This is a genomic window from Microbacterium sp. zg-Y1090 (assembly GCF_030246945.1).
Lineage (GTDB): Bacteria > Actinomycetota > Actinomycetes > Actinomycetales > Microbacteriaceae > Microbacterium > Microbacterium wangruii.
Genome location: NZ_CP126742.1, coordinates 83,566 through 102,564, shown reverse-complemented (window position 1 = coordinate 102,564; position 18,999 = coordinate 83,566). Strand labels below are relative to the sequence as shown.

Sequence of the window (18,999 nt, the reverse complement as noted above, 5' to 3'; positions counted from 1 at the left end):
CCGGGCCCGGGGCTCCGTGATATCCTGAATGCTACTCTTCCCGGTGTTCTGCCGGATCGTGATTACGTCGGGCTCAGTCGCTTAGCCCGCGGCTCAGACAAATGAGGGGGTCTCGCATGGGGCGTGGCCGTCAGAAGGCGAAGCACACCAAGATCGCCAGGGAACTCAAGTCGTTCAGCCCGAGCGTGAACTACGCCGCGCTCGAACGCGAACTGGGTCACCCGGACGACGACGAGAACGACTACGTCGACAAGTGGGCAGACCAGTACACAGACGAATACGAAGACGAGAAGGCATAGCGCAGGTCACCACGCACCGTACCTGCGCTCCCACTCGTCCTCGATGGTGCGCGCCCGCGTGACCACGTAGCCGGCGGGGATCGCGGCGACGACCGCGCCCATCAGCACCCACAGGGGCAGCGTCCACGACCCGGTGGCGTCGTGCAGCAGCCCCGTCGCCAGCGGGAAGACCGCGGCGATGGCGTAGCCGATGCTCTGCACGAAGCCGCTCAGGGCCACGGCGGTCTCGTGACTGCGCGTGCGCAACCCCAGCATCACCAGGATCATGGGGAACAGCAGCGGCGCGGTTCCCACCAGCGCCACCCAGAGCACGGGGGCGGCCGCCGGCGCGAGCAGCAGCCCGCCCAGCCCCGCCAGCCCTGCGACCACCGCGACGGCGAAGAGCACCCGCTCCGCCCGCAGGCGCGCCACCAGCAACGGCACGATCAACGACGCCGGCAGCCCCATGAGGGCGAACAGCGACAGCAGCGCCCCGGCCGTGCGCGGGGTCACGTCGGCCACGTCGACGAGGATCGTCGGCAGCCAGCCGAACGACGTGTACGCCAGCGTCGACGACACGCTGAAGGCGACCGCCAGCGCCCAGGCCAGAGGCAGTCGCCACAGGCGCGCGAACAGCCGGGGCGTGGGCGCGGGCACGTCAACGGGCGCTGCGTCCCTGGCGCGCCGCAGCATGAGCACCCAGGGCAGCGTCGCCACCACGGCGAAGACCGCCCACGCACCCAGCGACACCCGCCACCCGGCCAGATCGGCCAGCGGCACGGCCACGAGCGGCGGGGTGAACGTCGCCACCGCCATGGTGGTGCTGTAGACGGTGGTCAGCAGCCCGACGCGACGCGGGAAGTACTTCTTCACCAGCGGTGGCAGCAGGATGTTGCCCACCCCGACCCCCGCGAACACCATCGCCGTCGCCACCAGGAGCGTCAGAGACCCCGTCGCGAATCCCCGGGTGACCAGCCCGAGGGCGACGACCGAGATCGCCGCCACCGCCACCTTCTCCAGCCCGAAGCGACGCTCGAACAGCGGCGCGAGCAGACCGAACACCGCGAAGCACACCGGCGGCACGGTCCCGATGAGACCGAGCACGGCAGCCGGCAGCGGGAAATCCTGCGCGATGAGGCCCACCAGCGGCGACAGCGAAGCCACCGCGCTGCGCAGCGAGAACGCGAAGAGCACGATCCCCACGACGGCCAGCGCCCCGCCCGATCGTGGCGGGTGGAAGGAGGGGCCGTCCGCCGGGGAGCGCGTCAAGAGGCCTGCGTGTCCTCGACCCAGGCGAGGTACTCGTCCGAGACCGTGCCGGTGACGTAGCGGCCGTCGAAGCAGCTCATGTCGAGGTCGTCGAGGTCCGACCCCTCCAGGATCGCGGCCTTCAGGTCTTCGACCTCCTGGTAGACGAGGCGGTCGCACCCGAGCTCTTCAGCGATCTCGGGGATCGTGCGCCCGTGGGCGACGAGCTCCAGCCGGGAGGGCATGTTGATGCCGTACACGTGGGGATAGCGCACGGGAGGGGCGGCAGAGGCGAAGGTGACCGTCTTGGCGCCGGCATCCCGCGCCATCTGGATGATCTCCTTCGAGGTCGTCCCCCGCACGATCGAGTCGTCGATGAGCAGCACGTTCTTGCCCTTGAACTCGCTCGACATGGCGTTGAGCTTCTGTCGCACACTCTTCTTGCGCACGGCCTGACCCGGCATGATGAACGTCCGGCCGACGTAGCGGTTCTTGTAGAAGCCTTCGCGATACTCGAGCCCCAGCTTGCGGGCGACCTGCATGGCGGCGGGGCGGGCCGAATCCGGGATCGGCATGACGACGTCGATCGACCCCTCCGGAGTGTGCTTGGCGATCGTGTCGGCCAGCCGCTCCCCCATGCGCAGGCGCGATTCGTACACCGCGATGCCGTTCATGATCGAGTCGGGACGGGCGAGGTAGACGTACTCGAACGAGCAGGGAGCGAGCTTCGTCTCGGCAGCGCACTCCCGGGAGTGGAGTCGTCCATCGAGGTCGATGTAGATCGCCTCGCCCGGCCGCACGTCGCGGACCACCTCGTAGTCGCCGTTCTCGAGCACGAGCGATTCGCTCGAGACGATCCACTCGTCCTCGCCGGCGGCGGTGCTCCGGCGCCCGAGGATGAGGGGACGGATGCCGAACGGGTCGCGGAAGGCCAGCAGGCCGTAGCCGGCGATGAGGGCGATCGCCGCGTACGAGCCTTCGACCCGCCCGTGAACGCGGGTGACGGCGGTGAACACGTCATCGGGGGTGAGCCGGTCGCCGTGGATGGTCTGCTGCAGCTCGTTGGCCAGCACATTGACCAGCAGCTCGGTGTCGGAGCTGGTGTTGAGGTGGCGCCGGTCGGTGCGGAACAGCTCCTCGGACAGCTCCCGGGTGTTGGTGAGGTTGCCGTTGTGCACCAGCACGATGCCGTAGGGGGCGTTGACGTAGAACGGCTGGGCCTCCTCCTCGCTGGAGGCGGTGCCCTTGGTGGCGTACCGCACGTGGCCGAGACCGATCGTCCCGAGCAGGGTGCGCATGTCGCGGGTGCGGAACGCCTCGCGCACCATCCCTCGCTGCTTGTTCATGTGCACGACACCGCTGGGCTCCGCGGTCGCGATACCGGTGGAGTCCTGCCCTCGGTGCTGCAGCAGCAGGAGTGAGTCGTAGATGTCCTGATTGACCAGGGCGTGGCCGACGACGCCGACGATTCCGCACATGGGGTGTTACTTCGCTCCCTGCTCGCGGTACGAGCCGACCAGGCGCACAGCGCCGCCCTCGACGCCCTTGGCGCCCTGTTCGAAATGCCCCTCAGGCAGGGCGGAGTCGTGCACGACCCCGATCTGCCACGTGGGGATGCCTGCGGCCGTCAGCGCAGCGGCGGCCGCATCGGCACGCTCCGCGGAGACCACCGCGACGAAGCCGACGCCGAGGTTCCAGGTGCCCTCGGTCTCGGTGAGGTCGAGGTCGCCGAGGTCGGCGAGCACGCGGAACACCGGCGGCGGGCTCCAGCTGGCACGGTCGACGTCGACCCAGGTGCCCACGGGCAGCACGCGGGCGAGATTGGCCGCGATGCCGCCGCCGGTGACGTGGCTGAGCGCGTGGAGCGCGTCGCCGAAGTCCGCCGCGAGGCGCAGCAGCGGCGTCGTGTACAGCCGTGTGGGCTCGAGCAGCACCTCACCCCAGGTGGAGCTGAAATCGGCGGCGTTGTCCCCGTAGCCGATGCCTGCTCCCGCGACGATGTGGCGCACCAGCGAGTAGCCGTTGGAGTGCAGGCCGCTGGAGGCCAGCGCCAGCACGACGTCACCCGCACGCACGCGGTCGGCGCCCAGCACGCGGTCCGCCTCGACGACGCCGGTCGCCGCTCCCGCGACGTCGTAGTCGTTCAGTCCAAGCAATCCGGGGTGCTCAGCGGTCTCGCCGCCCACCAGCGCCGTGCCCGTCTCGGCGCACCCGCGCGCGATGCCCTGGACGATGGCGGCGATGCGCTCGGGCACGACCTTGCCGCACGCGATGTAGTCGGTCATGAACAGCGGCTTCGCGCCCACGACGACGATGTCGTCGACCACCATGCCCACGAGGTCGATGCCGATGGTGTCGTGCTTGTCGATCGCCTGGGCGATGGCGACCTTGGTGCCCACCCCGTCCGTGCTGGTGGCCAGCAGGGGCTTGGTGAACCCGGTGAGCGCCGAGGCGTCGAAGAGGCCGGCGAATCCGCCGACGCCGCCTTGCACCTCCGGGCCGTGGGTGCGCTTGACGGCCGCCTTCATCAGTTCGACGGCCAGGTCGCCTGCGGCGGTGTCGACACCGGCGGCGGCATAAGGATCGCGGGGAGCAGAAGCCACGGCTCAACCCTAGCGGCGCGCGAGAGGGGCGGCGCGTCGCGCCCGCCTGAGGGGCGCGGGAACGGCCCGCCCGCCGCGACGGCGCACGCCTACAATGGCCGCATGGTCGGGGGGGCTCCAGAGTGGGTGGTCCGTGAAGACGCGAGCCAGGCGGTTCTCGTCGCTCTCGGCGTGCGTCAGCTCCTCGGCATCCGCTCGCCCGCCGAGCTGCCGTCGCTGCGCAACCTGCCGACGCTTTCCCCGCCACGCGACGACGACCGCCAGGCGGCGCTGGAGCGGCAGTGGCGCGAGTACTGGGCGCTGACGGTGGAGCCGCTGGCGCACCCCTCGCCGGTGCCGCTGGACCTCGTCGACGGCTTCGGCATCCTCGTGGCGCTGCCCACCGAGGGGTTCGACGAGCTGCGCACCGCGATGCTCCCCCACGCCGAGACGGCGGTGGACTACGCGGCACGCGCGCAGGAGCGGTACCGGGCGGATGCCGGCGCCGGCTCCCGGGTGTCGTACCGCGCCTACGCGGGGGCGATCGCCGAGCACGAACGGCAGGTGGGCCGGCGCGCGCACTCGTTCGAGCTGAATGTGCAGGTGCTGCCCCTCGCGCAGCGCGGCGTCTGGTGGATCGGGTCGCTCACGATCGCCGTCACCGACGGGCTGCGCGGCGATGTCGTGGCCTTCGACGCCGCCATCCACCCGATCATCGCCGAGCTGGCCTGAAGAGGGCCCCGGGCGGCGGTGTCAGTCCTGGGTGCGGATGTGCTCGTGCTCGATCTGCACGTCGCGGGCACGGGCGCTCAGCACGCGGTCGAACACGAGGGCGACGATGCCGCCCAGCGCGATGCCGATCGGCACGCCGAACAGCGCCAGGAAGCCGAACACCTGCATCGGGGAGTACACCACGCCGGTGTCGGTACTCACCTCGCCACCGTCGCCGAACGCGAAGGTGAGGATCAGGGCCGCCAGCAGCCCCAGCGCCGCCCCGAACCCGAGGAACACCGCGAACTTGGGGGTGCGGCGCAGGCGCGCGGTCTCGGTCATGTCTCCATTGTCTCACCGCGCGGTGGCACCCAGGCCGGGATCAGGGGCGCAGCGGCAGCAGCGCAGACAGGTCGGCGCGCGTGCCCGAGGCGTGGATACGGCCCGCCGTCACGGCATCCGCCCATGCCTCGGCGCCCGTCGCGAGGGCGACCCACGTGTCGGGGTCGGTCTCGACGACGTTCGGCGGGGTGCCCCGGGTGTGCCGCGGCCCCTCGAGCACCTGCACGGCACCGAAGGGCGGCACGCGCACCTCGACGCTGTTGCCCGGGGCCTTCTCGGCCAGCAGCTGCAGCAGATAGCGCACCGCCGTCGCGCGATCGGTGCGGGAGGGGGCATCGGCGGCGGCGAGCGCGGCCAGCGCCGCACGGCCGGCGTCGGTGGAGATCTTGCGCGGCATCCCGCCACGCTACCCGCGCGCGGCGCCGGCGTGAATCGGCAGGCGGAGCGGGAGGGAGGTGTCTCGCTAGGCTGGCCGGGTGAAGATCCTCGTCCTCGGTTCGGGCGCGCGCGAGCACGCCATCATCCTCGCCCTGCGCGCCGAAGACGCCGGGCACGAGCTGTTCGCCGCCCCCGGCAATGCCGGCATCGGCGCCGACGCGACACTCGTCGACCTCGACCCGACCGACGCCGGGGCGGTCACCGCGTTCGCGAACGAGAACGCGGTCGACCTCGTCGTCATCGGGCCCGAGGCCCCGCTGGTCGCCGGCGTGGCCGACGCGCTGCGCGAGCGCGGCATCCCGGCGTTCGGCCCGGGCAAGGCCGCAGCCCAGCTCGAAGGGTCGAAGACGTTCGCCAAGCGGGTGATGGATGCCGCCGGGGTCCCCACCGGCCGCGCCGTGCGCGCCCGCACGCGAGCGGAGGTCGAAGCGGCGCTGACCGAGCTCGGCGCCCCGCACGTGGTGAAGGCCGACGGCCTGGCCGCAGGCAAGGGCGTCATCGTCACCGACGACCGCGATGCCGCGCTGGCCCACGCCGAGGAGTACCTCCCGGACGGGGCGGTGCTCGTCGAGGAGTTCCTCTCCGGCCCCGAGGTGTCGCTGTTCTTCGTCTCCGACGGCGACCGCGTGGTGCCGCTGTCACCGGCACAGGACTACAAGCGCGCACACGACGACGACGCCGGTCCCAACACCGGCGGCATGGGCGCCTACTCACCGCTGCCGTGGCTGGCGGGCGCGTTCGGCGGCGAGGACGAGTTCGTCGCGGAGGTCACCCGCACGGTGGCCGAGCCGGTGATCCGCCAGCTCGACGCCGAGGGCACCCCCTTCATCGGCCTGCTCTACGCCGGCCTGATCCTCACCGAACAGGGCGTCAGGGTCATCGAGTTCAACGCCCGCTTCGGCGACCCGGAGACCCAGGTCGTGCTCGCGCGGCTGGCCACGCCTCTCTCGTCGCTGCTCATGGCCGCAGCCTCCGGTCACCTCGAGGACGAGCCGGCACCGGCCTTCGCCGCAGCGGCCGCCGTCACCGTCGTGCTCGCCAGCGAGGGCTACCCCGCCGCCCCGGTCACCGGGCGCGTGCTGACCGGGCTGGACGACGCCGCATCCGTCGAGGGCGTGCACCTCGCCCACGCGGCGACCGCCTGGCATGACGGCGAGCTCATCGCCACCGGCGGCCGGGTGCTCAACGTCGTGGCGCTCGGCAACACCTTCTTCGAAGCGCGCGAGCGCGCCTATGACGCGCTCGGCAGGATCCACCTGGAGGGCTCGCACCACCGCACGGACATCGCCCGCCGCGCCGTCGAGGACTGACGCCCCGCGACGGATCGGCCGCGCGCGCACGGGCATCCGTTCGCAACGCCGCGCAGCGCACCACCCCCGCGGCGGCGCGCGGTGCCATGCTCGTGACATGGCCAACATCGTCGTGAGGACCCTGCGCCGCACCCTCGCCCCGGTGACGCGCACCCGCACCTTCCGCCGGGTCGCCCCGAAGGCGCTTCCGGTGGCGGAGCGGGTGCTGAAGCGGGTCACCGGGGGCCGGCTCATCGTCTCCGGCATCCTGGTGCCCTCGCTGGTGCTGCACACGACCGGCGCGAAGAGCGGGCAGCCGCGCGAGACGCAGTTGATGTACACGCCCGACGGGCACGGCGGTGGCATCGTCGCGGGAACGAGCTTCGCGCGGGAGCAGCATCCGGCGTGGACGGCGAACCTGCGGGCGCACCCGGATGCCGAAGCCGACGTCCGCGGCCGACGGTACCGGGTGCACGCCGTGCCGATCCCCGACGACGAGCGCGACGCCGCGTGGGCGCTGATCGAAGCGCAGTGGCCGGGCTACCGCCAGTACGAGCGGGACTCGGGGCGCACGGTGCGGCTGTTCCGGCTGACGACCGACACCGCCCCGTCGCCGTTCACCGGGCGCCTCTAGCGCTGCGCGGGCGCGGGCGCTTCCGCGGGCGCGGGCGTCCCTCCGGGCGCGCGCACCGGCGCGGGCCGGCGCAGGAACAGCACGGCGACCACTCCGAGCAGGAGCACCGCCGCCGGCAGCAGGATCGCCTGCCCCATCGCCGCTGCGAACCCGGCCGCCGCCTCCGGCGGCAACGCGCCCGAGCCGAGCCCCGCCCCCGCCATACCGGGGAGGTTGGCCTCCAGACGCCCCTGCATCACCGCAGCGATCGCGGCCGATCCCAGCACCGAGCCGATCGTGCGCATCGTGTTGTAGACGCCCGAGCCGGCACCCGCCTGGCGGGGGTCGAGGTTGCGCGTCGCGGTCGTCGCCAGCGGGCCCCACAGCCCGGACTGACCGATCCCCATGAGGGCGGCGGGGAAGAGGAACATCCACGTCGGGGTGTCGGGGGTCATCAGCGACGCGTACCAGACGAGCGCGGATGCCACCGCGATCATCCCCGGCACGAGCAGGAACCGCGGGTCGGTGCGGTCGAGCAGACGTCCCGCCAGCGGGGAGAGGATGCCGGCCGCCACCGCCGTCGGCACCAGCAGCAGGGCGGCATCGGTCGGGCTCAGCCCGCGCGCCAGCTGCAGGAAGAACATGAACGGCAGCGACATGCTCGCCGCCATGAACCCCACCGCCGTGATGCCGATGCCGGCGACGGAGAAGTTGCGGTCCCGGAACAGCGACATCGGCACGAGCGCTTCGGTGCGCGTGCGAGCCTGCTGAGCCACGAACAGCGCCAGCACCACCAGGCCCGCGGCCAGCAGCATCCACACCGTCACCGGCCCCCAGATGGCGCCCCAGTCGTAGTGCTCCGCCTCCTGCAGGGCGAACACGATGAGGAACAGGGCGACGGCGCTGAGCACCACGCCCAGCATGTCGAAGCGGTGCGGGTGCGTCGGCAGCTTCGGCACCAGCATCCACGCGAGCACGAACCCGACCACGCCCACGGGCAGATTGACGAAGAAGATCCACTCCCACCCGAGGCCGTCCACGAGCAGGCCGCCGGCGAGCGGACCCACCAGCATCGCCACACCGGAGGTCGCGCCCCACAGGCCCATCGCCGCGCCCCGCCGGGCGGCGGGGAAGGTGCGGGTGATCACAGCCATCGTCTGCGGGGTCATCAGCGAGGCGCCGATGCCCTGCAGCGCCCGGAACGCGATGAGCGTGCCGAGGGTCGGCGACAGTCCGCAGCCGAGCGAGGCGAGGGTGAACACCGCGAGTCCGGCGAGGTAGATGCTCTTCGGGCCGAACCGGTCTCCCAGGCGCCCCGTCACCAGCAGCGGCACGGCGTAGGCGAGCAGATAGGCGCTCGTGACCCACACGACGTTGTCGAGGTCCGCCGTGTCGGGATCCAGCGCCGCCTTGATGGCGGGGTTGGCCACCGACACGATCGTGGTGTCCACGAGGATCATGAAGAAGCCGATCACCAGCGCCCACAGGGCCGGCCAGGGGCCGGTGGCGGGCGCGCCCGTGGCACGTCCTGCGCCGCGGCGAGCGCGGGTGTCAGAGTCGGTCACGCCGTCAGCCTCTCCCTCTGCGGTCCTCGCGGTGCGGAGGAGACTCTACGCCTGCTGGCCGACACCGGGGGCGGCGGAAAGCCGAATGGGGGCGCACTTCCGCTCGCAGATAGATGTGCACAGCGCTTCTCGTTATCGTACATATGTACTATACTCGGTGCCATGGAGAACGGACTCCGCGACATCGCCGCAGCACTCGACCTGCTGGTCGCCGCAGGTGCCGACCGGCCTCCCGGGTCACTGACACCGGGCGAGCTGATCGCGGTGAACGACGCCTTCGGCGCACTGCGCCGTCGAGTGGATGCCGCGTTCGCCCCGGTGGCCGCCGAGATCGCCCGCCAATCCCGCTCCGAGCTGGGGAAGGACTCGCTCGCGAAGAAGCAGGGTCACCGCTCTCCCGCAGCGCTGATCTCGGCGACGACGGGATCGACCACCGCAGACGCGGTGCGCCTGGTGCAGGTCGGCGAGGCCACCGCGCCCCGCATGACGCTCGCCGGCGAGCGCCTCCCGGCCAAGCACCCGCACGTCGCCGGCGCGGTGGCATCGGGGAAGCTCGGCATGTGGGCGGCATCCGCGATCATCACCCTCCTGGACCGCGTGTCGCTCCGCGCCGACGCCGCCGTCCTCGACGCGATGGAAGAGCGGCTCGCCGAAATGGCGCCGGGCCTGCGCCCCGATCAGCTGGGAACGCTGCTCGCCCGCGCCGAGGCCCACCTCGACCCCGACGGCGTCGAGCCGCGTGAGACCGAGCGACGCGGCGAGCGCAGCCTGGTGATCCAGGAGCGGGACGGGATGGTCGTGCTGACGGCGAAGCTCGATGCCGAGACGGCGGCACCCGTGAAAGCCGCCATCGAGGGGATCGTCACCGGAGTCCTCCGCCGCAATGAGCACGCCGACGATGCCGAGAAGGACCGACGCAGCGTGCGTCAGATGCAGGCGGATGCCCTGGCCGACGTGTGCCGTCACGCGCTCGGGTGCACGCAGCTGCCGACGCTCCCCACGACCACCGTCATCGTGCGCATGGACCTGGACGCGCTGACGGACGGCGTGGGCACCGCGAGCATCGATGGGATCGACCAGCCGCTCTCCGCAGCCGCCGCCCGACGGCTCGCAGCCGACGCGGAGATCATCCCCTGCGTCCTCGGCGGCGACAGCGAGATCCTCGACTGGGGACGTGCCAAGCGGCTCTTCACCGCGGCGCAGAAGCTGGCACTGGGCGAACGCGACGGTGGCTGCGCCTCATGCGGCGCTCCGTCCGCCCGGTGTGTCGTCCATCACATCCGATGGTGGGCGCGAGACGGCGGGTCAACCGACCTCGGCAACGGCATCCTCCTCTGCGTCGGATGCCACCATCGCATCCATGACAACGGCTGGGGGATCGAGGTCGAGGGCGTCGGGACGCGGGCGAAGGTGTGGTTCGTCCCACCGAAGTGGCTCGATCCGGCGCAGACCCGGCGTCTCGGCGGGCGACATCGCTACGACCTCGCCAGCTGACCGGGCCTTCGGGTGGTTCAGCGGAGCGCATCCAGGATGCGGAGGGCCTCTGTCGTTCCGTTTTCCGTGGACATGATCCTGGCGGCCTCCGTGACACGGACGCGATAGTCGTCGAGCGCATCCAGCGCGGTGCGGAGCGTGCGCACGGTCAACGCCCGCGATCGGATCGGGGCGGGGGCGAGTCCAGCCGCGTGCAACCGCGCACCCCAGAAGGGCTGATCTGCGATGAACGGAACGATCACCGAAGGCGCGGCGGCGAGCGTCGCCGCGTGGATGGTGCCAATGCCCCCATGGTGGACGGCGGCCGCCGCGAGCGGCAGCACCGTCCGATGGGCCACGCTCTGCATCACCAGCACGTCGCCCCCTGCGCGGTCCGGCGGCACCTCGATGCCACCGAGCCCCGTGGCGACGAGTACGCGGAAGCCCTGGTCACGTGCGGAATCGATGATGACGCGCCCCCGAGCCGCCGCCCCGGGTGCGCCCATCGAGCCGAACCCCGCGTACACGAAGGGTCCGGCTTCGATGAACTCAGCGACATCGGCGCTCACATCCTCCGAGGCTCGCCCGCGCAACCACGGGCCCGTCATGTGGACCGTCTCCGGCCAATCGTCGGGTCGAGGGAGGATGGCGGTACTGACAGGGAGAAGGGTCGCAATCGGCTCCGACGGACGCCGGCGTGAGCCGCCGACGAGGGCTCGCGCCTCCGCGAGCTCTGAGCGGAACATGGCGGTCGCTGCCCGCCCGGCTCGATATGTCCATCGATTGAGTGGGCGGATGCTGCGAGTGATCGTGCCGGCGGCCGGGAACGCGGCGGTCTCGGTGAGGACGGGAACTGTTTCGACCAGGACGTGCGGCACTCCGAGCGCATCCGCGACGAGGGGCGCGGAGAGGACCTTCGGGTGGTACACGATGAGGTCGGGCCGGTACTCGAGTGCCGCGCGAGCCCCTTCCACGATCACGCGTCGCATCAGCGGCTGCACGACTGATCGGAAGCTGCGCAGCGCCCGGGCCGGCGAGACCCCATGCGATCGGATCAGGCGGGTGAAGTCCGCGCCCATGCTCACGATGTCCACGCCGGCAGCGACGTCGAGGGCCTCGGGAACCACCAGGCGCACGCGGTGTCCGGCCGCCGCTGCGCTTTCGCCCAGTGCGATGAACGGTTCCACATCGCCGCGGGAACCGGCGGTCGCGAGCAGAAGTCTCACCCTGCGCCCCCTCGGGAGATCGTCGACGCGGGTCCAACGTACTCCTGCGGCCGACGAAGCACCGGGCTAGCCGTCGGCGCAGCGAGCGCCAGGCGGTGGAGGGGGACGGTGCGGGCGGGGGCGGTGAGCCGTCGATAATGGGCAGGTGACTTCCCCCGAGCTGCCCGGCTGGCGCCACGTCTACTCCGGCAAGGTGCGCGATCTCTACGTGCCCGATGCCGCGGCGAGCGACGAGGTCGTGGCCGACCGCATGCTCGTCGTCGCCAGCGACCGCGTCAGCGCCTTCGACGTCGTGCTCGAGCCCGGCATCCCTGACAAGGGCGTGCTGCTGACCACCCTGAGCCTCTGGTGGTTCGACCAGCTCGCCGGCGCGGACGGCGGGCGCGGCATCCCGAACCATCTGGCAGCGACCGCCGTGCTCGGCGATGACGACGAACCGCACTCCCTCGTACCCGAAGCGGTTGCCGGGCGCGCGATGGTCGTGCGTTCGCTCGACATGCTCCCCGTCGAATGCGTCGTGCGCGGCTACCTCACCGGCTCGGGCTGGGCGGAGTACCGCGCGCACGGCACGGTGTGCGGCATCCCGCTGCCGGAGGGCCTCGGGGATGGCGACCGGCTGCCCGAGCCGATCTTCACCCCCGCCTACAAGGCGCCGATGGGCGAGCACGACGAGAACATCTCGTTCGAGCAGACCGTGCAGCTGGTGGGGCGCGCGCGTGCCGAGGAGCTGCGGACCACGTCGCTGGAGATCTACGCCCGCGCCGCGGCGACGGCCGAGCGGAACGGCCTCATCCTCGCCGACACGAAGTTCGAGTTCGGTCTCGACGACCAGGGCATGCTCACGCTCGCCGACGAAGTGCTGACCAGCGATTCGTCGCGCTACTGGGATGCCGCGGCCTGGCAATCGGGCACCACCCCCGCCGAGCGCATGGCGTCATTCGACAAGCAGATCGTGCGCGACTGGCTCGCGGCGAACTGGGACAAGCAGGGCACGCCGCCCGCGCTGCCCGGCGACATCGTCGAGCGCACCGCCGACCGCTACCGGGAACTGTTGGAGAAACTCACGGGCGACTGACGTCACACACGCAGGGCCTCACAGGTTTTTCCCAGATAATGGGATTCGTCTTCCCCCTTGTCCTTTGACCCGAGGAGTCCCATGGCCATTTGGCGCCTGCACGGTGACGGCCGTCACGTCGAACGCGGAGCCGTCGTCAAGCCCGAAGAGAGATTGAGCTGGGGCGCGACGATCGCGATCGGCGCTCAGCACGTCGTGGCGATGTTCGGCGCCACCTTCCTCGTGCCGATCCTCACCGGTTTCCCGGTGTCGACGACCCTGCTGTTCTCGGGCCTCGGCACGCTGCTGTTCCTGCTGATCACGAAGAACCGCCTTCCCAGCTACCTGGGATCGTCGTTCGCGTTCATCGCGCCGATCACCGCCCTCAACGGCGGTGACCCGCTCGCGAGCCCGGAGCAGCTCACGCAGGCGCTCGTGGGTGTGGTGGTGGCCGGAGCACTGCTGGCAGGCGTCGGCTTCGTGGTGCAGGCGGTGGGAACCGGCTGGATCGAGAAGCTGATGCCGCCGGTCGTGGCCGGGTCCATCGTCGCGCTCATCGGGTTCAACCTCGCCCCCGCGGCGTGGAACAACTTCCGCCTGCAGCCGGAGCTGGCGACCGTGACCCTGGTGGCCGTCGTGCTGTTCAGCGTGCTGTTCCGAGGGTTCCTCGGCCGCATCTCGATCTTCCTCGGCGTGATCGTGGGCTACCTCGTGGCGGCGTTCACCGGGCAGATCGACTTCACCTCGGTGAACGAGGCCGCGTGGATCGGGCTGCCCGAGTTCCACCTGGCCGCGGTGACCGACCCCGCCGCATGGGCGCTCGTGCCGATGTTCCTGCCCGTCGTGCTCGTGCTGATCGCCGAGAACGTCGGCCACGTGCGCGGTGTCGCCACCATGACCGAGGACCCCTCGATCAACAAGCACACGGGCCGCGCGCTCATCGCGGACGGCGCGGCGACGATGCTCGCGGGCGGCTTCGGCGGCTCCGCGACGACGACCTACGGCGAGAACATCGGCGTCATGGCCGCCACGCGCGTGTACTCGACGGCGGCGTACTGGGTCGCCGGCACCGTGGCGATCCTGCTGGCCTTCTCACCCAAGATCGGCGCCCTGTTCAACACGATCCCCGCCGGCGTGCTCGGCGGCGTGACGACCGCGCTGTACGGCCTCATCGGCGTGATCGGCATCAAGATCTGGGTCGACAACCGCGTCGACTTCTCGCGCCCGGTCAACCAGTACACCGTGGCGGTGTCGTTCATCATCGCCATCGCCGGCTTCACGATGGACTGGGGCTCGCTGCAGTTCGGTGCGATCGTGCTCGGCACGGTCGCCGCGCTGGCGATCTACCACGGCGGCAACGCGATCGCCCGGTGGCGCCGCACCGGCGCCGACGACGGCGGCCCCATTCCCGCCGTCGGCCAGCTGGGCGGCGACATGCAGGACTGACGCACCGCGGGCCGCGCGATGCGCCGCGCGGGCTCCGCGGACCGTGAGACTGCATCTGGCGGCTGAGACAGCGGGTATTACCCACAGTCTCAGCCGCCAGTTGCAGTTTCAGCGGAGAAGCGGGGGCACGGGGGCGCGGGGGCACGGGGGCGCGGGAAAGCGACGGCGGAGAGACCGCGGCCAGCCGCGTCAGGCGGAGCCGCGGACGACGAGCTCTGTGTCGAGAATCGTGACGTGGCGCGGGCGACCACCGGCCAGCAGGTCCAGCAGGATCGACGCCATCGTCTCGCCCTGCAGGTGGGACGGCTGTCGCATCGTCGTCAACGGCGGGCTCACGGCGGTCGCCACCGGCGAATCGTCGAAGCCGACGATGGCGATGTCCTCGGGCACGCGGATGCCGGCGCGACCCAGCCGCGCGAGCGCGCCGCGGGCCATGAGGTCGCTGGCGATGAAGAGCGCGTCGACGTCGAGCTTCTGCTCTACCATCTGCGAGGCCGCTGCCGCGCCGCCGTCGGCGGTGAAGCCGCCGCCGAGCACGACCGCCTCCTCGAGACCCGCCGCCGCCAGTGCTTCGCGGAACCCGCGCAGCCGGTCCACACCCGCGGGCATGGTCAGCGGTCCGGCGATCGTGCCGATGCGGCGTCTGCCGGTATCGATGAGGTACTGGGTGGCCTGCCGCCCGCCCGCGACGTTGTCCACGTCGACGTAGTAGTCGTTCTCGCGCTCGCGCACCGGGCGGCCACCGTAGACCACCGGCACCGCGGCGGCGATGCGGTCGATGAACGTGTCGCTGGTGTGGTGGGAGATGACGATGGCCCCGTCCACCGCGCCGCTGCGCACGTAGCTCGTCGTCTTGTCGCGCGGGTCGTCGCTCGCGATCATCAGGTTGAGCACGTAGTCCGAGCGACTGATGCGCGCGTTGATGCCCGAGACCACGGCCGCGAAGAACGGGTCGCCGAAGAAGCGGGTGGTGTCCTCGGGAACGACCAGCGCGATCGCGAGCGTCTGACGGCTCGCGAGGGAGCGCGCCGCGCGGTTGGGCACGTAGTTCAGCTCGGCGATGGCGCGGTTGACCGCCGCCAGCGCCGAGGAGCTGACCGCGGTGGAGCCGTTCACCACGCGCGACACGGTGGAGCGCGACACGCCGGCCGCGGCGGCGACCTCTTCGATCGTCACCGCCCCGGGCGCTTCACGGGTGGTGTGGGTGTTCATGTCGCTCCCCGGGCCGTCTGGTCAGCCCGCCGCGGCAGTGCTGTCCAGCGCCCGCGCGGCGATGATCCGACTGTACTCGCGGCCGCTGTCCTTCACCGTGCGCTCGAGGGTGTCGTAGTCCACGCGCACGATGCCGAAGCGCTTGTCGTACCCCCAGGCCCACTCGAAGTTGTCCATGAGCGACCAGTAGAAGAATCCCCGCACGGCCACGCCGGCGTCGATGGCGTCGAGCGTGGCGTTCAGGTGCGCCGCGAGGAACGCCGCCCGGTCGCCGTCGGGCACGCGCAGCGCACCATCCTCCACGACGGGAGCGTCGTTGAAGGCCGCGCCGTTCTCGGTCACCGCGAGCACCACGCCCGCCTCCTGGGCGTAGTCGTCCCAGATGCGCCTCAGCAGGCGGGTGAGCCCCTCGGGCTGCACCTCCCAGTTCTGCGCCGTGCGCGGCAGCCCGCGCTCGACCGTGTGCATGTCGCGGTCGTCCGGGTACGGGCTGCGGGTCGCCCGGCTGCTCAGCGGCGCTCCCGAGACCGGCGGCACGGCCGGCGGCGTGGCCGACACGAGGTCGCCGTGGTAGTAGTTCACGCCCAGCGTGTCCAGCGGCTGGGAGATCGTCTCGAGGTCCCCACCTCGGACGGCCTCCTCGAACCGTGCCACCGCGCCGGCATCCACCTCCCGGATGTCCGCGACGATGTCGGCCGGGTACTGGGCGCGGAACAGCGGGTCGAGGAACCACCGGTTGAACTGCCCGTCGAGGCGCCGGGCGGCGTCGACGTCGCGCGGGTCGGCAGGGTCCGCCGGGTCGGCGACGGTGTGGTTCAGCGTGATCCCCAGATCGAGCGAAGCGTCGCGCGAGCGCAGCTCCCGCACCGTCATGCCGTGGCCCAGCAGCAGGTGGTGGGATGCCAGCAGACCCTCGGCCACGCTCTGGTGACCGGGCGCGTGCTCGCCTCCCGTGTAGCTGAGGAACGAGGCGCACCACGGCTCGTTGAGGGTCGTCCACACCGCGACGCGGTCGCCGAGGGCATCGTGCATGTCGAGTGCGTACTCGGTGAAGCGCTCGGCCGTCTCACGATTGATCCAGCCGCCCTGCTCCTGCAGCGCCTGCGGAAGGTCCCAGTGGTACAGCGTCAGCCACGGCAGGATGTCGGCGTCGAGCAGTTCGTCGACGAGGCGCTTGTAGAAGTCGACGCCCTCGAGGTTGAGCGCGCCACCGTCGGGCCGCACGCGCGACCACGACGTGGAGAACCGGTAGGTCTGCAGCCCCATCCGCTTCATCAGCGCGACGTCGTCGCGGTAGCGGTGGTAGTGATCGCACGCCACGTCACCGTTGTCGCCGTTGATGACCGCTCCGGGCACGCGACAGAAGGCATCCCAGATCGAGTCGGTGCGTCCGCCCTCGTGGGCGGCCCCCTCGATCTGGTAGGCCGCCGTCGCGGCGCCGAACAGGAAGTCGCCGGGGAAAGGTCGAGTGGATGCCATGAGGGCAGACTCCTCCTGTGAGATGGTGCTCATTGTCTCAGCCCTTGACCGCGCCGGCCATGATGCCGCTGACCAGCTGCTTGCCCGCGAAGATGAACAGCAGCAGCAGCGGGACCGTGGCGAGCACGACGCCGGCGAGCACGACGGAGTAGTCGACGAAGTAGTTGGACTGCAGCAGGGACAGCGCCACCGGGAGGGTGGGGTTCTGCCGGTCGAGCACGATGAACGGCCAGAAGAAGTTGTTCCAGGACCCCACGAAGGTGAACAGGAACAGCATCGCTGCCGCCGGACGGGCCGCGGTCACACCCACGGTCCAGAAGGTGCGGATCATGGACGCACCATCGACGCGCGCCGCCTCGATCAGCTCGTCGGGCACCGCCTGACGCAGGTACTGGGTCATCCAGAACACCCCGAAAGCACTGGTGAGCGCGGGGATGATGATCGCGCCGATCTGTCCGGTCCAGCCGAGGTCGGAGAACAGGATGTACAGGGGCACCACGCCCAGCTGCTGGGGAACGGCCATCGTGGCCACGACGAACACCAGCAGCGCCGGCCCGCCGAGGAAGCGCAGCTTCGCGAACGCCCAGCCGGCGAGGGTCGAGGTGACCACGACGGCGGCGGCGATGAGGAACGAGCTGTAGATGGAGTTCCACAGCGCCGGCCAGAAGTTCACCGCCGGGTTGTTCAGCACCGCCGTGGCGTTCTCGATGAAGTTGCCCAGCGGCACCCACGGGAAGGCGCCGCGCAGCGTGGTGGCGTCTCCCGAGCCGATGACGAAAGACCAGTACAGCGGGAAGACGGCCGAGAGGAAGACGGCGCCGAGCGTGCCGTAGACCCAGAACCCGGGCCGCGAGCCGCGGATGCGGATGGTCTTCGCGCCGCGGCGGCGCTGGGCCGCGTTGGGGATGCCCTCTTCGACGACCGCGAGGGGTGTGGGCGTGCCGATGCTCATCGCTGGGACTCCTTGACCGTCTTCTTGGTCGCTCGCGCGGCCCGTTTCTGCTCGCGTTTGCTCAGCTCGGACCGCAGGCCCTCATCTCGCACGAGGGTGCGGGTGAGCAGGAGGTTGAGCAAGCCGATGCCCAGGATGATGATGAACAGGATCCAGGCCATGGCCGCGGCGCGGCCGAAGTTCCACTGCCCCCAGCCGATGTCGTAGAGGTACAGCGTGATGGTCAGCCACTGCTGGGCCGAGCCGCCGCGACCGAACTGGTCGAAGACGCGGGGCTCGTCGAAGATCTGCAGACCGCCGATGGTCGAGGTGATGATCACGAAGATCAGCGTCGGCTTGAGCGACGGCATCGTGATGCTGAAGAACTGCCGGATGGGGCCCGCGCCGTCGACGGTCGCGGCCTCGTAGAAGTCCCGGTTCACGGCCTGCATGGCGGCCAGGAGGATGAGCGTGTTGTAGCCGACCCAGCGGTAGTTGACCATCGTGGCGATCGCGACGTGGCTCCAGAAGGGCTCGACGTGCCAGGGGATGGCGGAGATGCCGATCAGCTGCAGCCAGCTGTTGATGAGGCCGGACTTGTCGGCGAACATCGCGTTGAAGATGAGGCCGACCGCCACGGGGGCGACGACGTAGGGCACCAGCACGCTCATGCGCCAGAAGGTCTTGGCGCGGATGTTGCGGTCCAGCACGGAGGCGATGAAGATCGCCAGCAGCAGCTGCGGGACGCTGGAGAGCACGAAGATGCTGAAGGTGTTGCGCAGCGCGGTCCAGAAGTGCGGCTGCGTGAGGATCCAGACGTACTGGTCGAAGCCGACGAACTCACCGGAATTGCGGACCAGGTCCCAATCCATGAAGGAGATGACGGCGGTGTACGCGATGGGGAAGAGGCCCACGATCGCGAACATGATGAAGAACGGCGAGATGTACAGGTAGGGCGAAACCTTCAGATCCCACCGGCTCAGCCGGTGCGAGAAGGAGATGACCCGCGGCTGGCGCGGAGGCGGCGCCGCAGGGGCAGCAGCACGCGTCTGCGGGCGGGATTCAGTAGCGGTCACGATCGCCTTTCGTCTTCGGATGATCACGGGGTGCGG

At 70.8% G+C, this 18,999-nt stretch carries 18 protein-coding genes; 7 read left to right on the top strand and 11 right to left on the bottom strand.

Going from position 1 to position 18,999, the window contains the following annotated elements; all coding sequences use genetic code 11:
• The first annotated feature begins 116 nt into the window (after nt 1–116).
• Nucleotides 117–299, top strand: a complete 183-nt coding sequence (locus QNO26_RS00485; protein ID WP_257532703.1) for a DUF3073 domain-containing protein — start codon at nt 117–119, stop codon at nt 297–299.
• Nucleotides 300–305: 6 nt separating this feature from the next.
• Here QNO26_RS00485 and QNO26_RS00480 read toward each other — a convergent pair whose 3' ends face one another.
• From QNO26_RS00480 to purM, 3 genes are read right to left on the bottom strand one after another with little or no spacing between them, the layout of a single operon-like run.
• The gene (locus QNO26_RS00480; protein WP_257532700.1) at nt 306–1,547 is read right to left on the bottom strand and encodes an MFS transporter; all 1,242 of its coding nucleotides are present in this window, start codon (nt 1,545–1,547) and stop codon (nt 306–308) included.
• Complete coding sequence (gene purF / locus QNO26_RS00475; protein WP_257532698.1) at nt 1,544–3,004, bottom strand: amidophosphoribosyltransferase; 1,461 nt, start codon at nt 3,002–3,004, stop codon at nt 1,544–1,546. Before purF ends, QNO26_RS00480 begins: the two co-directional genes overlap by 4 nt.
• A 6-nt stretch (nt 3,005–3,010) precedes the next feature.
• Entirely contained in the window at nt 3,011–4,129 is a 1,119-nt protein-coding gene (gene purM, locus QNO26_RS00470) for a phosphoribosylformylglycinamidine cyclo-ligase (RefSeq protein WP_257638587.1), read from the bottom strand.
• 102 nt (nt 4,130–4,231) lie between these two features.
• Between purM and QNO26_RS00465 the strand changes: the two genes are divergently transcribed.
• Nucleotides 4,232–4,840 (top strand): zinc-binding alcohol dehydrogenase, encoded by a 609-nt coding sequence (locus QNO26_RS00465; protein ID WP_257638586.1) that lies wholly within the window; start codon nt 4,232–4,234, stop codon nt 4,838–4,840.
• A gap of 21 nt (nt 4,841–4,861) precedes the next feature.
• On the opposite strand, the gene QNO26_RS00460 is transcribed toward QNO26_RS00465, so the two are convergent.
• On the bottom strand, nt 4,862–5,161 hold the full coding sequence (locus QNO26_RS00460) for a potassium transporter Trk (RefSeq protein WP_257532691.1): 300 nt from the start codon (nt 5,159–5,161) through the stop codon (nt 4,862–4,864).
• A gap of 40 nt (nt 5,162–5,201) precedes the next feature.
• On the bottom strand, nt 5,202–5,558 hold the full coding sequence (locus QNO26_RS00455) for a sterol carrier family protein (protein ID WP_257532689.1): 357 nt from the start codon (nt 5,556–5,558) through the stop codon (nt 5,202–5,204).
• A gap of 79 nt (nt 5,559–5,637) precedes the next feature.
• Here QNO26_RS00455 and purD point away from each other — a divergent pair, with 79 nt between their 5' ends.
• A complete protein-coding gene (gene purD / locus QNO26_RS00450; protein WP_257532688.1) occupies nt 5,638–6,909 on the top strand; it encodes a phosphoribosylamine--glycine ligase in 1,272 nt (423 codons plus the stop codon).
• Nucleotides 6,910–7,006: 97 nt separating this feature from the next.
• Entirely contained in the window at nt 7,007–7,522 is a 516-nt protein-coding gene (locus QNO26_RS00445) for a nitroreductase family deazaflavin-dependent oxidoreductase (RefSeq protein ID WP_257532685.1), read from the top strand.
• Here the strand turns inward: QNO26_RS00445 and QNO26_RS00440 are convergent.
• On the bottom strand, nt 7,519–8,961 hold the full coding sequence (locus QNO26_RS00440) for a DHA2 family efflux MFS transporter permease subunit (protein WP_257638598.1): 1,443 nt from the start codon (nt 8,959–8,961) through the stop codon (nt 7,519–7,521). The genes QNO26_RS00445 and QNO26_RS00440 overlap by 4 nt on opposite strands.
• Nucleotides 8,962–9,228: 267 nt before the next feature.
• On the opposite strand from QNO26_RS00440, the gene QNO26_RS00435 reads away from it, so the two are divergent.
• Nucleotides 9,229–10,560 (top strand): HNH endonuclease, encoded by a 1,332-nt coding sequence (locus QNO26_RS00435; protein WP_257532683.1) that lies wholly within the window; start codon nt 9,229–9,231, stop codon nt 10,558–10,560.
• A gap of 17 nt (nt 10,561–10,577) precedes the next feature.
• On the opposite strand, the gene QNO26_RS00430 is transcribed toward QNO26_RS00435, so the two are convergent.
• Nucleotides 10,578–11,765 (bottom strand): glycosyltransferase, encoded by a 1,188-nt coding sequence (locus QNO26_RS00430; protein WP_257638585.1) that lies wholly within the window; start codon nt 11,763–11,765, stop codon nt 10,578–10,580.
• A gap of 145 nt (nt 11,766–11,910) precedes the next feature.
• On the opposite strand from QNO26_RS00430, the gene QNO26_RS00425 reads away from it, so the two are divergent.
• Nucleotides 11,911–12,840 carry a phosphoribosylaminoimidazolesuccinocarboxamide synthase gene (locus QNO26_RS00425; protein WP_257638584.1) on the top strand — a complete coding sequence of 310 codons (930 nt, stop codon included), beginning with the start codon at nt 11,911–11,913 and terminating at the stop codon, nt 12,838–12,840.
• Between the two features lie 81 nt (nt 12,841–12,921).
• Nucleotides 12,922–14,265 carry a uracil-xanthine permease family protein gene (locus QNO26_RS00420; protein ID WP_257532674.1) on the top strand — a complete coding sequence of 448 codons (1,344 nt, stop codon included), beginning with the start codon at nt 12,922–12,924 and terminating at the stop codon, nt 14,263–14,265.
• A gap of 189 nt (nt 14,266–14,454) precedes the next feature.
• Here the strand turns inward: QNO26_RS00420 and QNO26_RS00415 are convergent, their stop codons facing one another.
• From QNO26_RS00415 to QNO26_RS00400, 4 genes are read right to left on the bottom strand one after another with little or no spacing between them, the layout of a single operon-like run.
• Nucleotides 14,455–15,477: a LacI family DNA-binding transcriptional regulator gene (locus QNO26_RS00415; protein ID WP_257532672.1), complete on the bottom strand. Its 1,023-nt coding sequence runs from the start codon at nt 15,475–15,477 to the stop codon at nt 14,455–14,457.
• Nucleotides 15,478–15,498: 21 nt separating this feature from the next.
• Nucleotides 15,499–16,989 (bottom strand): GH1 family beta-glucosidase, encoded by a 1,491-nt coding sequence (locus QNO26_RS00410; protein ID WP_257532670.1) that lies wholly within the window; start codon nt 16,987–16,989, stop codon nt 15,499–15,501.
• Between the two features lie 4 nt (nt 16,990–16,993).
• On the bottom strand, nt 16,994–17,908 hold the full coding sequence (locus tag QNO26_RS00405; RefSeq protein ID WP_257532668.1) for a carbohydrate ABC transporter permease: 915 nt from the start codon (nt 17,906–17,908) through the stop codon (nt 16,994–16,996).
• On the bottom strand, nt 17,905–18,963 hold the full coding sequence (locus tag QNO26_RS00400) for a carbohydrate ABC transporter permease (protein WP_257638583.1): 1,059 nt from the start codon (nt 18,961–18,963) through the stop codon (nt 17,905–17,907). Before QNO26_RS00400 ends, QNO26_RS00405 begins: the two co-directional genes overlap by 4 nt.
• Nucleotides 18,964–18,999 lie beyond the last annotated feature (36 nt).

Bases quoted from the DNA above. Each gene is read 5' to 3' on its own strand.
- QNO26_RS00485 (WP_257532703.1), top strand. From the start codon at position 117: ATGGGGCGTGGCCGTCAGAAGGCGAAGCACACCAAGATCGCCAGGGAA.
- purF (WP_257532698.1), bottom strand. From the start codon at position 3,004: ATGTGCGGAATCGTCGGCGTCGTCGGCCACGCCCTGGTCAATCAGGAC.
- QNO26_RS00465 (WP_257638586.1), top strand. From the start codon at position 4,232: ATGGTCGGGGGGGCTCCAGAGTGGGTGGTCCGTGAAGACGCGAGCCAG.
- QNO26_RS00460 (WP_257532691.1), bottom strand. From the start codon at position 5,161: ATGACCGAGACCGCGCGCCTGCGCCGCACCCCCAAGTTCGCGGTGTTC.
- QNO26_RS00455 (WP_257532689.1), bottom strand. From the start codon at position 5,558: ATGCCGCGCAAGATCTCCACCGACGCCGGCCGTGCGGCGCTGGCCGCG.
- QNO26_RS00445 (WP_257532685.1), top strand. From the start codon at position 7,007: ATGGCCAACATCGTCGTGAGGACCCTGCGCCGCACCCTCGCCCCGGTG.
- QNO26_RS00440 (WP_257638598.1), bottom strand. From the start codon at position 8,961: ATGATCCTCGTGGACACCACGATCGTGTCGGTGGCCAACCCCGCCATC.
- QNO26_RS00435 (WP_257532683.1), top strand. From the start codon at position 9,229: ATGGAGAACGGACTCCGCGACATCGCCGCAGCACTCGACCTGCTGGTC.
- QNO26_RS00420 (WP_257532674.1), top strand. From the start codon at position 12,922: ATGGCCATTTGGCGCCTGCACGGTGACGGCCGTCACGTCGAACGCGGA.
- QNO26_RS00415 (WP_257532672.1), bottom strand. From the start codon at position 15,477: ATGAACACCCACACCACCCGTGAAGCGCCCGGGGCGGTGACGATCGAA.
- QNO26_RS00410 (WP_257532670.1), bottom strand. From the start codon at position 16,989: ATGAGCACCATCTCACAGGAGGAGTCTGCCCTCATGGCATCCACTCGA.
- QNO26_RS00405 (WP_257532668.1), bottom strand. From the start codon at position 17,908: ATGAGCATCGGCACGCCCACACCCCTCGCGGTCGTCGAAGAGGGCATC.